Annotated in this window: 16 protein-coding genes; 14 read left to right on the forward strand and 2 right to left on the reverse strand. The window is 71.9% G+C overall.

All coding sequences use genetic code 11. The features are described 5' to 3' along the window. Window positions 1-41 precede the first annotated feature (41 nt). On the reverse strand, window positions 42-1,775 hold the full coding sequence (locus BM286_RS01630) for an Hvo_1808 family surface protein (protein WP_092919811.1): 1,734 nt from the start codon (window positions 1,773-1,775) through the stop codon (window positions 42-44). A 137-nt stretch (window positions 1,776-1,912) separates the two neighbouring features. Between BM286_RS01630 and BM286_RS01635 the strand changes: the two genes are divergently transcribed. The 14 genes from BM286_RS01635 to BM286_RS01695 all read left to right on the forward strand — a co-directional run bounded on the left by BM286_RS01635 (window position 1,913) and on the right by BM286_RS01695 (window position 12,375). Further along, a complete protein-coding gene (locus tag BM286_RS01635; protein ID WP_092919813.1) occupies window positions 1,913-2,491 on the forward strand; it encodes a cysteine hydrolase family protein in 579 nt (192 codons plus the stop codon). Between the two features lie 106 nt (window positions 2,492-2,597). After that, window positions 2,598-3,179: a hypothetical protein gene (locus BM286_RS01640; RefSeq protein ID WP_092919815.1), complete on the forward strand. Its 582-nt coding sequence runs from the start codon at window positions 2,598-2,600 to the stop codon at window positions 3,177-3,179. A 116-nt stretch (window positions 3,180-3,295) separates the two neighbouring features. Then, entirely contained in the window at window positions 3,296-3,427 is a 132-nt protein-coding gene (locus BM286_RS15890; RefSeq protein ID WP_255510258.1) for an HVO_2523 family zinc finger protein, read from the forward strand. A gap of 159 nt (window positions 3,428-3,586) precedes the next feature. Next, window positions 3,587-4,552, forward strand: coding sequence for a phytoene/squalene synthase family protein (locus BM286_RS01645; protein ID WP_092919817.1), 966 nt, complete (start codon window positions 3,587-3,589; stop codon window positions 4,550-4,552). A 9-nt stretch (window positions 4,553-4,561) separates the two neighbouring features. Next, a complete protein-coding gene (locus BM286_RS01650) occupies window positions 4,562-4,771 on the forward strand; it encodes a hypothetical protein (protein WP_092919819.1) in 210 nt (69 codons plus the stop codon). Window positions 4,772-4,841: 70 nt separating this feature from the next. Further along, entirely contained in the window at window positions 4,842-6,119 is a 1,278-nt protein-coding gene (gene hisD / locus BM286_RS01655) for a histidinol dehydrogenase (RefSeq protein ID WP_092919821.1), read from the forward strand. Between the two features lie 69 nt (window positions 6,120-6,188). Beyond that, window positions 6,189-6,563, forward strand: coding sequence for a HesB/IscA family protein (locus BM286_RS01660; RefSeq protein WP_092919823.1), 375 nt, complete (start codon window positions 6,189-6,191; stop codon window positions 6,561-6,563). A 79-nt stretch (window positions 6,564-6,642) separates the two neighbouring features. Beyond that, a complete protein-coding gene (locus BM286_RS01665) occupies window positions 6,643-6,888 on the forward strand; it encodes a DUF5816 domain-containing protein (protein ID WP_092919825.1) in 246 nt (81 codons plus the stop codon). A 135-nt stretch (window positions 6,889-7,023) separates the two neighbouring features. Further along, a complete protein-coding gene (locus tag BM286_RS01670) occupies window positions 7,024-7,362 on the forward strand; it encodes a DUF7116 family protein (RefSeq protein ID WP_092919827.1) in 339 nt (112 codons plus the stop codon). Between the two features lie 78 nt (window positions 7,363-7,440). Next, window positions 7,441-7,641, forward strand: a complete 201-nt coding sequence (locus tag BM286_RS01675) for a dodecin (RefSeq protein ID WP_092919828.1) — start codon at window positions 7,441-7,443, stop codon at window positions 7,639-7,641. 563 nt (window positions 7,642-8,204) lie between these two features. After that, window positions 8,205-9,470 carry an alanyl-tRNA editing protein gene (locus tag BM286_RS01680; protein WP_092919830.1) on the forward strand — a complete coding sequence of 422 codons (1,266 nt, stop codon included), beginning with the start codon at window positions 8,205-8,207 and terminating at the stop codon, window positions 9,468-9,470. Next, window positions 9,467-10,471, forward strand: coding sequence for an AIR synthase family protein (locus BM286_RS01685; protein WP_092919832.1), 1,005 nt, complete (start codon window positions 9,467-9,469; stop codon window positions 10,469-10,471). Before BM286_RS01680 ends, BM286_RS01685 begins: the two co-directional genes overlap by 4 nt. Before the next feature lie 87 nt (window positions 10,472-10,558). Beyond that, window positions 10,559-11,743, forward strand: coding sequence for an acyl-CoA dehydrogenase family protein (locus tag BM286_RS01690; RefSeq protein WP_092919834.1), 1,185 nt, complete (start codon window positions 10,559-10,561; stop codon window positions 11,741-11,743). After that, window positions 11,740-12,375, forward strand: a complete 636-nt coding sequence (locus BM286_RS01695) for an HAD family hydrolase (protein WP_092919836.1) — start codon at window positions 11,740-11,742, stop codon at window positions 12,373-12,375. The genes BM286_RS01690 and BM286_RS01695 overlap by 4 nt, the downstream gene beginning before the upstream one ends. 50 nt (window positions 12,376-12,425) lie before the next feature. Here the strand turns inward: BM286_RS01695 and BM286_RS01700 are convergent, their stop codons facing one another. Continuing rightward, a complete protein-coding gene (locus tag BM286_RS01700; protein ID WP_092919838.1) occupies window positions 12,426-12,728 on the reverse strand; it encodes a DUF5822 domain-containing protein in 303 nt (100 codons plus the stop codon). Window positions 12,729-12,742 lie beyond the last annotated feature (14 nt).

Here is a 12,742-nt window from a genome sequence, read left to right on the forward strand (position 1 = left end):
CGCCTCGCCCCCGCGGCGACCGCGCCGCAGCGAGCGTCGGGTTACGCCGCTCGCCGCGCGAACAGCCCCAGCGCGGCTGCGAGGGCGACCAGCGCCGCCGCGACCCCGAACCCGGGAGCGCTGGTACCGGTGCTGTCGCCCCCGTCTCCGTCCTCGCTGCCGTTCGCGCCGTCGGAACCGTTGGTGCCGTTTCCGCCGTCACCGGTACCGCTTCCGTCGCCGCTCTCGTCCGTCCCGTTCGCGTCGGGGAGCGCGAGGTCGGCGTTCGGACGGAGCTCGAGGACGCCCTCCGGCGAAGGCGCGTGGGTTATCGTCACGCTCGTCCCGTCGCGCTCGACGCCGTACGCGCCGGGGAAGTCGGCGCCGTCGCCGTCGTCGATGGTGTACACCGTCCCGTCGTCGTACTCGCGGTCGCCGTGCGCGGTCAGCATCCGGACGTAGGCGTCGCGGAACGCGGCGGCGTCCGCCTCGGTCTGCCACTCGGTCGCCCAGACGTAGCCGTCGCGGTCCCCGTTCCGGTAGGGGTACAGCTCGTCTCCGGCCCACCCGTCCGTCACGGGATGCGCGTAGTCGTAGTTCTGTCGGGTCCGGAGCTGCGCCTCCGCGTCGAGGTGGATCTGGACGTTCTGCCGGACGGTCGCGTCGGGCTCTAACACGGCGTACCGGTACTCCAGGCTCTGGTACCAGAACATCACGAACATCGACGCCTCGCCGGCCGTCTCCGCGCCGTCGACGCCCTGATCCGGGTAGGTCTCCCACCCGCCGGTCGCCGTATCCTCGAAGCTGACGTTGCGCTCCTCGTAGTCGGGGTTCCGATGGATGACCTCCGCCGTCGACTCCGGCGGGGCGTTCATCGTCTCGTTGACGGCCGCCCATCCCCCCGCTTCGACGAGGTCGCGGACGTAGAGCGCGCCGTCGCCGTACGGCTGGAGCACGGTCTGGAGGATGCCGAAGTTGAAGTCCGGAGCGTCGCCGCCCCCGCCGCCGCCCGCGGGCGCCTCGACGCAGGTCCAGTTGTCCGCGCATCGGGCGGCGTACCGCTCCTCGACGTGGACCGCCTCCCCCTCGATGATCCCGTCGATCGCGAGGTCGCCGTCCTGGGTCGCGCCGACGTAGCGCGGAGCGGTCAGGTCGTGGTACTGGTCTTGCATCGCGTGGAGCAGTTCGTGCGCGAGCGTCGAGGGGCCGATGGCGGCGGACTCGCCGTCCGGAACGACGATGACGATCCGGTCTCGGGACGGCGAGTAGAAGCCGGAGACCGCGCCGCCGAACACCGAATCGATCTCGTCGTTGGCGTTCGTCTCGTCGCCGACGACGAACAGCGCCTCCCACACCTGGTCGTTCCAGCGCCGGAACGCCTCGGAGCTGTTCCCGCCGCTCGCGGTGTCGTTGGCGTACTCGCTCCGGGAGACCGTCTCGACCGGTACGTCCTCGCGGAAGGGGCGCTGACGGATGTGTTCGACGCGCGCCATCGTCAGGTCCGTCAGGGCCGCCAACTGCGTCTCGTTGAGTCCGTCGGTCTGCTCGAAGCTCAGCGACTCCTCGTAGTGGGTCCCGTTCCAGCAGCCGACCAGATCGGTGCCGTCTCCGGGACCGCACTCCTCGGCGGACGCGGAGGGGACGGCGCCCGGCGCCGCGGGCCCGGTGTCGGCCGACGCGGAGGGAGCGATGTCGACGTTCGGCGCGGCCGCGGCGCCGGCGGTGAACGCGACGCACAGGACGGCGACCGCGGCGACGGCGGCGGCCGCGGTCGAGGGGGTGAGAACCCGTCGCATACGGATCGCATCGTGCGCCCCGGTAAGTAGTCTGTCGGTTCCTTCGGCGCCGTGGCCGGCGGATTTTTCGGGACGGGTCGCCGCCGCGGACGCGGACCGGGACGACGGTTTTTGAGGCGGGCGCTCCAACCGCCGATATGGCGTTCGATCCGACAGCAACCGCGGTGGTCGTCGTCGACATGCAGAACGGGTTCTGTCATCCCGACGGGAGCCTCTACGCCGAACCGAGCGAGGCGGCGGTCGGGCCCGTGACGGCGCTCGTCGACCGCGCCCGCGAGGCCGGCGCGAGCGTGGTCTACACCCGCGACGTCCACCCGCCGGACCAGTTCGACGGGGCCCACTACTACGACGAGTTCGACCGGTGGGGCGAACACGTCGTCGAGGGGTCGTGGGACGCCGAACTCGTGGCCGACCTCGACGTCCGCGACGCGGACCACGTCGTCGAGAAGCACACCTACGACGCCTTCTATCGGACGGAACTGGAGGGGTACCTCGACGCGCACGGGATCGACGACCTGCTGATCTGCGGCACGCTCGCGAACGTCTGCGTCCTCCACACCGCGGGCAGCGCCGGACTCCGAGACTACCGCCCGGTCGTCGTCGAGGACGCGCTCGGCTACATCACCGAGGACCACCGCGAGTACGCCGTCGACCACGCCGACTGGCTGTTCGGCGAGACGACGACCCGCGACGCGGTCTCCTTCGCGTCCGAGTAGCCGCGGTCGTCGTTCTCGCGTCCGCGGTCCCGAATCCCGCGACTGCGATTATCACGCGCGACAACCGGCGTGTAACCCTTTTTGTCGCTCGCCGGAACCGCCGGGTATGGACATCTCTCGACGGGGCGTACTCGGCGGCCTCGGCGCGGTCTGTGCGGTCGGCGCCGTCGGCTTCGCGGGCGCGACGCGGGTGACGGACGGCGACGCGATCGCGGGCGTCGGCGGCGACGGTCCGGGACCGGCGGGCGGCGGCACGGCCGCGCCCGGCGACGGCGCTGCCGGCGCGAGCGGCTCCGGTCCCTCCGCGGCCGCCGTCGACCCCGACGCGCCGTTCGTGGCCCGGATCACCGGCGACGACGGCACCGACACGCGGCTGTTCGACGCGAGCGACCTCGGCCGCGTCAAGGGCGTCTTCGTCGAGGGCGACGAGTACCTCGTCCAGGTCGCGCTCTCCGACGCGGGCGTCGAATCGTTCCGGAGCCGCCTCGAAGCCGCCGGCGCGACCGACGACCCGGCGGCGTTCGTGGTGTCGATGACGCTCGACGGGACCGAGGTCAGGCGCGTCGAACTCGACCGGGAGACGGTCGACGGGCTCACCTCGTCCGAGTGGGGCGGCGTGTTGACGCTCCCGTTCGGCGAGGAGTCGGTCGCCCGGTCGGTGTTCGACCGACTGGCGAGCGACGACTGAGCGGTCGTCGAACCGCCCGGAACGACTGACTGGTCAGGTTTCCCGCTGGGGTGGCGGTGAACGGACCGTGGGTGGCGGAGGATAGGACTTTGGCTTTCGAGCCCGTGGGGTCCGACGTGAGAGACGGAGCCGCGGACGACGGCGGCCGCCCCTGTCCGGCCTGTGAGACGCCGATGTACCGTCGACACTGTAAGTACGTCTGCCCGGCGCACGGCGTCGTGTACGACTGTAGCGACACGTTCTACTGATCGGACGATCGCTCCGCACGCCCCACCGGCCGTCGGAATCTCCGCGCTCGACCGAGAGCCAAACTGAGTCGTGCGAACTGTTATGTTCTTGGAGGCCGACTTTTCTTCCATGATGGGCGACCCGTATGTGACCCTCCACGCCGACCCACCGAGGTCAGCATGGTAGAGCAAAACCAGGTTGCCCGGAGCAAGCGGATCCAGCGCCGCACCGGGAAGACGTTCCACGTCGCCACCCGGCTACTGCCGAAGCGGATCCGCCACCCGACGTACGTGCTGTACGGATTCTTCCGGATCGCGGACGAGGTCGTCGACGCCGAAGACACCGGATCGCCAGCCGAACAGCGGGCCGAACTCGACCGGCTCCGGGCGGCCGCGCTCGGCGAGGAGCCGACCGACGACCCGGTGTTGGAGGCGTTCGCCGAGGTGTGCGAGCGCAACGGCATCCCCGACGAGGACGTCCACTCGTTCGTGGACGCCATGGAGAGCGATATCGACACCGACCGCTACGAGACGTACGCCGACCTGGAGGCGTACATGGACGGCTCCGCGGCCGCCGTCGGGCGGATGATGACGGCGATCATGGATCTCGACCCGGAGGCGGAGGCCGAGGCGCTCCCCCACGCGACGAAGCTCGGCGAGGCGTTCCAGATGACGAACTTCCTCCGGGACGTCCGCGAGGACGCCGTCGAGCGCGACCGGATCTACCTCCCGCTGGAGACGCTGCGGCGCCACGGCGTGAGCGAACAGCAGATCCTCGATCTGGAGTTCGACGAGAGCGTCGCGGCCGCGGTCCGCGAGGAGATGGCCCGCACCGAGCGGCTCTACGAGGAGGGCATCGCGGGGATCAAGTACCTCCCCGAGGACTGCCAACTCGCGGTGCTGCTCGCGGCGGTGCTGTACGTCGACCACCACCGCCTCATCCGAAACCTCGGGTACGACACGGTATCGACCACGCCCGAGCTGTCGCTCACCCGGAAGCTGTCGCTGCTCGTTCGTACCCGCTGGAAGTGGCAGTGGAACCGCGACCCGGAGGCGGTGTTTTACGACATGTGTACCGACTTCGACCCCAGCCGCGAGCGCCACGGCCACGGTCCCCACGGCACGGGCGTCCCGCAGACGGACTAGGCGGTCCGCGTGGATCGCTCCCGGTTCGTCGCTCTCGCGTTCGCCGCCTTCGGACTCGTGTTCCTCTCGTTTCTCCTCCGCGGAGTCGCCCGGCTCGTGGCGCCCTACGGGGTCGCGGTCGCCGTGTCGGCCCCCGTCCTGGTCGCGGCGGCCGGCCTGCTCGCCGCGCTCGTTGTCCTCGCGCTCCTCGACGTAACCGGGATCAGTCCGCTGGAGTGAACGCGCCGACCGGTTCGGGGCGTTCCGACCGAGTCGGAACGCCCTTGCCCCGCCGCGCCCGAGGGCGCGCATGGACGTACGAACGGTTGCCGACCTCTCGCCGGCCGAGCGTCGCGCCTTCTTCGAGCGCGACGCCGGCGTCGAGGGGGTCCGCGAGGACGTGCGAGGCATCGTCGAGCGGGTCCGCGAGGAGGGCGACGTCGCGGTCCGCGAGTTCGCGGAGGAGTTCGACGGGGTCGCCGTCGGCAACGTCGACGTGACGGACGCGGCGGAACGGGCGCACGACGAACTGGCCGACGCGGACGACCCGGTCCTCGACGCCGTTCGGGAGGCGGCCGCGAACGTCCGCGAGTTCCACGAGCGCCAGCGCCCCGAGGACTGGCGCGACGACTTCGACGGCCGAGAGCTGGGTCGCCGCTTCCGCCCCATCGACCGCGTCGGGGTGTACGTGCCGGGCGGGTCGGCCGCGTATCCCTCCAGCGCGCTGATGGGCGTTATCCCCGCGGTCGTCGCCGGCGTCGACCACGTCGCGGTCGCGACCCCGCCCGCGGAGGAGCTCAACCCCGTCACGCTCGCGGCGATCCACGAGGCGGGCGCCGACGCGGTGTATCAGGTCGGCGGCGCGCAGGCCATCGCCGCGCTCGCGTACGGGACGGAGACGGTGACGCGGGTCCAGAAGGTGGTCGGCCCGGGCAACAAGTGGGTCACCGCGGCCAAGTCGATCGTCCAGGGCGACGTGGAGATCGACTTCCTCGCCGGCCCGAGCGAGGTCCTCGTCCTCGCGGACGGGACCGCCGACCCGGACCTCGTCGCGGCGGATCTGGTCGCGCAGGCCGAACACGACCCGAACGCATCCGTGGTCGCGGTCACCCCCGACGCCGACCTCGCCGCGGCGGTCGCCGCGGCGGTCGACGACCAGGCCGCCGAGCGCGAGCGCGAGGAGACGATCCGGGCCGCCCTCGACAGCGACGCCTCCGGCGTCCTCCACGCGCGTTCGATGCCCGAGGCGGTGCTGTTCGCCGAGGAGTACGCGGCCGAGCACCTCTCGATCGCCGCCGACGACGACGAGGCCCTCCTCGACCGGATCACGAACGCCGGATCGGTGTTCCTCGGTCCGTACTCCCCGGTAGCCGCCGGTGACTACGCGGCCGGAACGAACCACGTGCTGCCGACGAACGGCGGCGCGAAGCGGTACGGCGGGCTCTCCGTCGACACGTTCCTCCGGTCGTCGACGGTCCAGCGGCTCGACCGCGACGCCCTCGACGACCTCTCGGAGACGATCACGTCGCTCGCGGAGGCCGAGGGGCTGGAGGCGCACGCCGAGAGCGTGCGGAAGCGGTTCGAGTGAGGGGCCGACCCGCCCGATCGGATCGACCCGGTCGGCAGGGTTTTGAGTGTCGGCACCGAACAGGTTCGCATGAGTACCGAACCGGCCGACACCGGGACCGAGGGGAACGACCCGGCGATCGAGGTGACTCCGGACGCCGCCGAGGAGGCGCTCTCGCTGCTGGAAGGCGAGGGGCTCGACACCGACGTCGCCGGACTGCGGCTGTTCGTCCAGCAGGGCGGCTGTGCGGGGCTGTCGTACGGGATGCGCTTCGACACCGAGCCGGAGGACGACGATCTCGTCGTGGAGCACCACGGGCTCCGGGTGTTCGTCGATCCCGCGAGCAGGAACTACATCGGCGGGAGCACGCTCGACTACGAACACGGGCTCCAGGCCGCCGGCTTCGAGGTCGAGAACCCGAACGTCGTCTCGGAGTGCGGCTGCGGCGAGTCGTTCCGGACGTAGCGAGTCGCGGTTCGATTCTCAGGTTTTCTACCGACGTGCGAGTCCGCCGCTTAAGTCGCTCCGACGGGTAGCGGGAGCCATGAGTCTAGAAGCGTCGACGACGCCGAGCGGCGAGCGGGTGTACACCGACCGGTCGCGCACCGAGCGCGGCGCGGACGGCCCCTTCTACCTCGTGTTCGCGGACGAGGCGGGCGAGTCCCGCTGGGGGTTCCGCTGCGGCAACTGCGAGTCGTTCGACACCGCGATGGACACGATGGGCCGGATCCAGTGTACCGAGTGCGGCAACCTCCGGAAGCCGGACGAGTGGGACGCGGCCCACGAGTGAGGATCCGCCGGACCGCTCGTCTCCGGAGACGGGCCGAGTTCGCGGTTCTCCCGGCCGTTCCGGGCGACCAGCGTGATTCTCTGAGCCCGAAATCGTGGGAAAGTTTATCACGGATGGTGCCGAACTCCGAAGCAGATGGCCACTGCGAGCATCCCCCCGACGACCGAGGCCAGAGACGTCTTCCGCGAACTGGGATACACCGTCTCCGAGGGCGGACGAGAGTTCGTCGCCGAGCGCAAGTGGCGGCGCGTGTTCGTGACGGTGCTGTGTCTGGACGACGACGATCTCGACCCGTATCTCGCAGACGGCGGCGACACGCCGAGACTCCGGTGTTTCGTCACGTGGCGCGACCGCGCGGCCGACCTCCAGGAGCGGCTCGTCGCCGCGAAACCCCCCTACGACTGGGCGGTGATCGGCATCGACCGCGACGGCGAGGACTTCGCCGTGATGGAAGGCGCGCCCGGCAGTCCGTAGCCGGGCGGCGACTCCCTCCGTCTCCGCCGTCCCCCGACGCGTATTTTTATCCCCCCGTGTTCCCTACCGACACGTGACATGGTCTTCAAGAAGATCACGCTGATCGGGACGAGCGAGGAGAGCTTCGACGCCGCGGCCGACGACGCCATCGACCGCGCGGAGGACACCCTCGACAACGTCTACTGGGTGGAGGTAGAGGAGTTCGGGGTAGAGCTCCAGTCCGCGGCCGACCGCGAGTACCAGGCCGAGGTCGAGGTCGCGTTCGAGCTGGAGGGCTGAGCGCGGTCCGCGGTTTTTACGGTTTATAAACGGTCGCGAGCGGTGCCGGTGTCTCTTTATAAGCAGTGGAGCGCGGATCGTCGACTCACACTGCCGAAGCCTCAGCCGCTCGGCTGTACGATGGGGCGGTTTATAAACGATCGATCGACGACGAACACCGCCGAAGCCCCAGCCGGGAGGCGGCCTGACGCTCGCTGTCGCCCGAAAATCTCCGATTTTCGGGATGACGAGAGAGCTTCGCTCTCTCGAACCACGCTCCTCACTCGGTCGCTCACTTCGTTCGCTCCCTCGTTGCGGTGCTTGCGTCGCCTCAGGCCGCCTCGCGCCTGCCCCTTCGAGTCCCGCCCCCGCACCGCACAGCACCTCACGCCTCCCCATCCTCGTCGGGCGCGTCCGTCGGGCTCCCTTCGGTCGCCCTCGGGGCGCCCGACTCCCTCGCGCGGGCTCCTCGCGACCTCCGCTTCGCTCCGGCCGCTCGCAGGCACGCGCCGCCGCACCGCAGTTCGTCGATGAGTTCCCGCGCGGCGGCCACCTATTTATCCGCCCGTGCCCACGACCCGGCAATGACCGCTTCACGCGCGCCGGCCGAGCCGACGGTCCGGGAGTTCGAAGCGACGGTCGACCGCGTCGACGGCCGCGAGGTCGTCCTCGACGAGACGTACTTCTACCCCGAGTCGGGCGGGCAGCCCGCTGACCGGGGAACGCTCGACGGCCACCTCGTCGACGACGTATTCGAGCGCGACGGGGAGGTGGTCCACCTGCTCGACGACGACGCGGGGGGTTCCCTCGCGCCCGGCGACGAGGTGACGGGCCTGATCGACGACGCGTTCCGCACGTACTGCGCTCGCGCGCACACCGCCTCGCACGTGCTGTACGGGGCCGCGCGTCGGATCGCCGACGACCTCGGCTACGCCGGCTTCGACATCTCTCCGGAGAAGGTCCGCGTCGACCTGACGACGGCCGAGCCGCTGGGCGACGACGAGCTGATCGAGTTAGAGCGGCTCGCCAACCGCGCAGTCTGGGACTCGCTGCCCGTCTCGTGGGCGACCTACCCGGCCGACGAGGCCCGCGACATCGACGGGATCGCGTTCAACACCAAGACCGAGGAGGGCGCGATGAGCGGCGGCGACGCGGTCCGCGTCGTGACGGTCGGCGGCGGCGCGGACGCCGGGGGAAACCCGGCTGCGGACCCGGACGCCGCCCCGTGGGACGTCGCCGCCTGCGGCGGGACCCACGTCGAGAACACCGCGGAGATCGGCCCGATATCGGTGTTGGACCGGTCGAACCCCGGCGAGGGCGTGACCCGCGTCGAGTTCGCGGTCGGCCCCACCGCGATAGACGAGATCGGCGCGGTCCACGGCGCCGCGCTCGACGCCGCGACGACGCTCGACGCGCGCGTCGGCGACCTCCCGGACGCGGCCGCCCGCCTCCGCGACGAGGTCGACCGGCTGGAGACGGAGCTCCGAGACGCCCGCGGGGAGCTGCTCGCCGCCCGACTCCGCGACCTCCCGACCGCCGACGTCGACGGCGCGCACTGGGCGATCGGGACCGTCGACGACGCCGACCCGAACGAACTGCGGGAGCCGGCGACGGCGGCGGTCGAGGCCGACGGCGACCTCGACGCCCTCGCCGCGGTCGGGACCGGCGACGCTCCCTTCGTCGTGGTTGCGGCCGACGGTGGCGATGACGCCGGAGTCGACGCGGGCGACGCCGTGAGCGCGGTCACCGACGAGTTCGGCGGCGGCGGTGGCGGCGGCCCGACGTTCGCGCAGGGCGGCGGCCTGGACGCCGACCCCGAGACGGTCGCCGCGTGGCTCCGGGAGCGATGACCGGGAAGCTCGGTCCCGACGCGCTCGCGGCGGCGCTCGCGGCGACCGGCGCGGCGGACCCGACCGTGACGCAGGGGCCCGCTTACGGCGAGGACGCGGCCGCGATCGACCTGGCCGGCGCCGGCGAGACGCTCGTCGTCGCGGCCGATCCCCTCTCGCTGGCCGCGGCGTCGGTCGGCACTTTGGCGGTCCACGTCGCCTGTAACGACGTCGCCGCGAGCGGCGCCGACCCGCGGTGGCTCACGCACACGCTCTTCCTGCCCGACGACGACCTCGACCGGCTCGGGGCCGTCGTCGAGCAGGTCGACGCGACCGCGAGCGACCTCGGGTGCGCGGTCGTCGGGGGGCACACCGAGGTGCTGGACGCGCTCTCCCGTCCGCTCTGCTCGATGACGGCGATGGGAACCACGGACCGCTTCGTGTCGAGCGGCGGCGCCGAGCCGGGCGACCGCCTCCTCCTCACGAAGGGGGCGGCGATCGAGGCGACCGCGATCCTCGCGAGCGACTTCCGCGAGGCGTGCCGCGAGGCCGGCGTCCCGGCCGCGACGCTCGATTCCGCCGCCGACTTCCTCGACGAGGTGAGCGTCGTCCCCGACGCGGCCGCGGTCCGCGACGCCGCGACCGCGCTCCACGACCCGACCGAGGGCGGCGTGGCGACCGCGCTCGTCGAGATGGCCTCGGCCAGCGGGGGCGCCTTCGCCGTCGAGCGCGACGCGGTCCCGGTCCGCCCCGAGACCCGCGCCTGCTGTGACGCGCTCGGCGTCGACCCGCTCGCGGCGTTCGGCTCCGGCGCGCTGCTGGCGGCCGTCCCGCCGGAGCGGGTCGACGACGCGCTCGACGCGCTCGACGCCGCCGGGATCGAGGGGGCGGCGATCGGCGTCGTCGAGTCCCCCGCCGACGAGTCGGCGGCGGGGACCGTCCGGATCGACGGCGAGCCGCTCGCGGAGCCGCCCCGGGACGAGCTGTACCCGTTGTGGGAGGCGCGCGAGGCGGAGACGTAGGTCGCCCCGATACCGGCCGACGGTCCGTCGGTCGAGCTCGCCTCGCCGATCGCTCACCTTTTTCGGTGAGGGACCGAACTCCGTCTCATGACCGGAGCACGCGTCGGGTCGGCGCTCACCGACGAGCAGGTAGCGGTCCGCGACCTCGTTCGCGAGTTCGCGGCCGAGGAGGTCCGGCCCACCGCGGCCGAGGCGGACGAGACGGAGGCGTTCCCCGAAGACGTCTGGGACGGGCTCGCGGAGCTCGGCCTCACGGGGCTGACGGTCCCGGAGGAGTACGGCGGGTTCGGCGCCGACGAGACGACCTACGCGGTCGCGAACGAGGCGCTGGCGCACGGGTCGCTCGCGGTCGCGACCGCCCTCTCCGTCCACTGTCTCGCGACCTCCTGTATCGCCGAGTTCGGCACGGAACCGCAGCGCGAGGCGTGGCTGCCGGAGATGGCGGAGACGGGTCGGCCGGTCGGCATGTTCTGTCTCTCCGAGCCGCAGGCGGGCTCGAACCCGGCCCAGATGGCGACCACCGCCACGTACGACCCCGAGACCGACGAGTACGTCCTGAACGGCGAGAAGCAGTGGATCACGAACGGGGAGCGCGGCGGCGTCGCCGTCGTCTTCGCGAAGGCCGCGCGCGAGGGCGGCGACGGCCGTTCCGCCGAGGCCGACGACGCGATCACCCAGTTCCTCGTGCCGGCCGACACTGACGGCTTCGAGGTCGGCAAGAAGGAGGAGAAGCTCGGCCTCCGCGCGTCGGACACCACCGGCATCACGTTCGACGACTGCCGGATCCCCGCCGAGAACCGGCTCACCGAGGAGGGGAAGGGGCTCTCTGCGGCCTTCCGGACGCTCACCGAGGGGCGGATCGGCATCGCGGCGCAGGCGGTCGGCGTCGCGCAGGCCGCGCTCGACGAGGCGAAATCGTACGCGACGGAGCGCGAGCAGTTCGACCGCCCGATCGGTGACATCCAGACGATCCGGCACAAGCTCGCGGAGATGTCGACCGACGTGTCGGCGGCGCGGCTGCTCGTCCGCGAGGCGTGCCGGCAGGCGGAGGCGGGCGAGGACTACCGCGTCGCCGCCTCGAAGGCGAAGTACCGCGCCAGCGAGGCCGCGATGTCGGTGACGAACGAGGCGGTCCAGATCCACGGCGGCTACGGCTACACGACCGAGTTCGACGTCGAGCGCCTCTACCGCGACGCGAAGATCACGGAGATCTACGAGGGGACGACGGAGATCCAGAAGACGATCATCGCCCGGGGGGTGTTGGGGGAATGAGCGGCGTCGACGCCGATGGCGCGGCCCGCGACTCCCGCGACCCGGTCGCCCTCGGCTCGCGGCTCGCCGGCTACGACGCGGTCGTCTACGACCTCGACGGCACCCTCGTCGAACTCGCGGTCGACTGGGACGCCGTCGCGGACGCGGTCCTCGACGTGTACGCCGACCACGCGCTCATTCCGCCGACCGAGGAGCTGTGGGGGCTGCTCGGCGCGGCCGACGAGTACGGGATCCGCGCCGAGGTCGAGGAGGCGATCGCGGGCCACGAGCGCGCCGGCGCCCGCGAATCGACCCGCCTCCCGCTCGGTGATCGACTCGCGGCCGGGGCCGCGGACGGCGACGCCGCTGACTCACGTTCCCGCGTCGGCGTCTGCTCGCTCAACTGCGAGGAGGCGTGTCGGATCGCGATCGAGGCCCGCGGGCTCGACGACGCCGTCCTCTCGGACGCGATCGTCGGCCGCGACACCGTCGACAGCCACAAGCCGGACCCGGAGTCGCTGCTCGCGGCGATCGATCGGCTCGGTGGCGTCCCCGAGGACGCGCTGTTCGTCGGGGACTCGCGGCGCGACGCGGTCGCCGCCGAGCGCGGCGGCGTCGACTTCGCGTGGGCCTCCGACCTGCTCGGGGAGTAGCGCGGGGCGGTCGAGGGCGAGGCGAACGGGGACGGGCCGCGAGCGCGCGCTCAGGCGTGCTCTTCGGTTTCGTCGCCCGTCGGTTCGCCGTCGCTGCCTTCGTCTCCCTCCGAGTCGCCGTCGCCCGTCTCGGCCCGCTTCGCGTACAGCGCGACGGCGACCGCGGTGACGAACCAGATCGGTGCGCCGACCCGGACCGCGAACGCGGCGCGCGCGCCCCACGACTCCAGCGTCACGAGCGTCGACAGCAGGGCCGCGGCGGGCGCGCCCACGAGAATGGTGACGACGAACGTCGTCTGCATCACCCACGCGTAGTCGACCCCCTCGTACTCGGCCCGCTCGACTGGTTGCACGCGAGAGACTCCGC

The organism is Halorubrum sodomense (genome assembly GCF_900111935.1).
In the GTDB taxonomy this organism is placed as follows: domain Archaea; phylum Halobacteriota; class Halobacteria; order Halobacteriales; family Haloferacaceae; genus Halorubrum; species Halorubrum sodomense.

What these genes read in the sequence shown, in the direction of transcription:
- BM286_RS01680 (WP_092919830.1), top strand. Translation starts at nt 8,205, where the DNA reads ATGACCGCTTCACGCGCGCCGGCCGAGCCGACGGTCCGGGAGTTCGAA.
- BM286_RS01670 (WP_092919827.1), top strand. Translation starts at nt 7,024, where the DNA reads ATGGCCACTGCGAGCATCCCCCCGACGACCGAGGCCAGAGACGTCTTC.
- BM286_RS01685 (WP_092919832.1), top strand. Translation starts at nt 9,467, where the DNA reads ATGACCGGGAAGCTCGGTCCCGACGCGCTCGCGGCGGCGCTCGCGGCG.
- BM286_RS01690 (WP_092919834.1), top strand. Translation starts at nt 10,559, where the DNA reads ATGACCGGAGCACGCGTCGGGTCGGCGCTCACCGACGAGCAGGTAGCG.
- BM286_RS01640 (WP_092919815.1), top strand. Translation starts at nt 2,598, where the DNA reads ATGGACATCTCTCGACGGGGCGTACTCGGCGGCCTCGGCGCGGTCTGT.
- BM286_RS01660 (WP_092919823.1), top strand. Translation starts at nt 6,189, where the DNA reads ATGAGTACCGAACCGGCCGACACCGGGACCGAGGGGAACGACCCGGCG.
- BM286_RS01630 (WP_092919811.1), bottom strand. Translation starts at nt 1,775, where the DNA reads ATGCGACGGGTTCTCACCCCCTCGACCGCGGCCGCCGCCGTCGCCGCG.
- BM286_RS01645 (WP_092919817.1), top strand. Translation starts at nt 3,587, where the DNA reads ATGGTAGAGCAAAACCAGGTTGCCCGGAGCAAGCGGATCCAGCGCCGC.
- hisD (WP_092919821.1), top strand. Translation starts at nt 4,842, where the DNA reads ATGGACGTACGAACGGTTGCCGACCTCTCGCCGGCCGAGCGTCGCGCC.
- BM286_RS01635 (WP_092919813.1), top strand. Translation starts at nt 1,913, where the DNA reads ATGGCGTTCGATCCGACAGCAACCGCGGTGGTCGTCGTCGACATGCAG.
- BM286_RS01665 (WP_092919825.1), top strand. Translation starts at nt 6,643, where the DNA reads ATGAGTCTAGAAGCGTCGACGACGCCGAGCGGCGAGCGGGTGTACACC.
- BM286_RS01695 (WP_092919836.1), top strand. Translation starts at nt 11,740, where the DNA reads ATGAGCGGCGTCGACGCCGATGGCGCGGCCCGCGACTCCCGCGACCCG.
- BM286_RS01675 (WP_092919828.1), top strand. Translation starts at nt 7,441, where the DNA reads ATGGTCTTCAAGAAGATCACGCTGATCGGGACGAGCGAGGAGAGCTTC.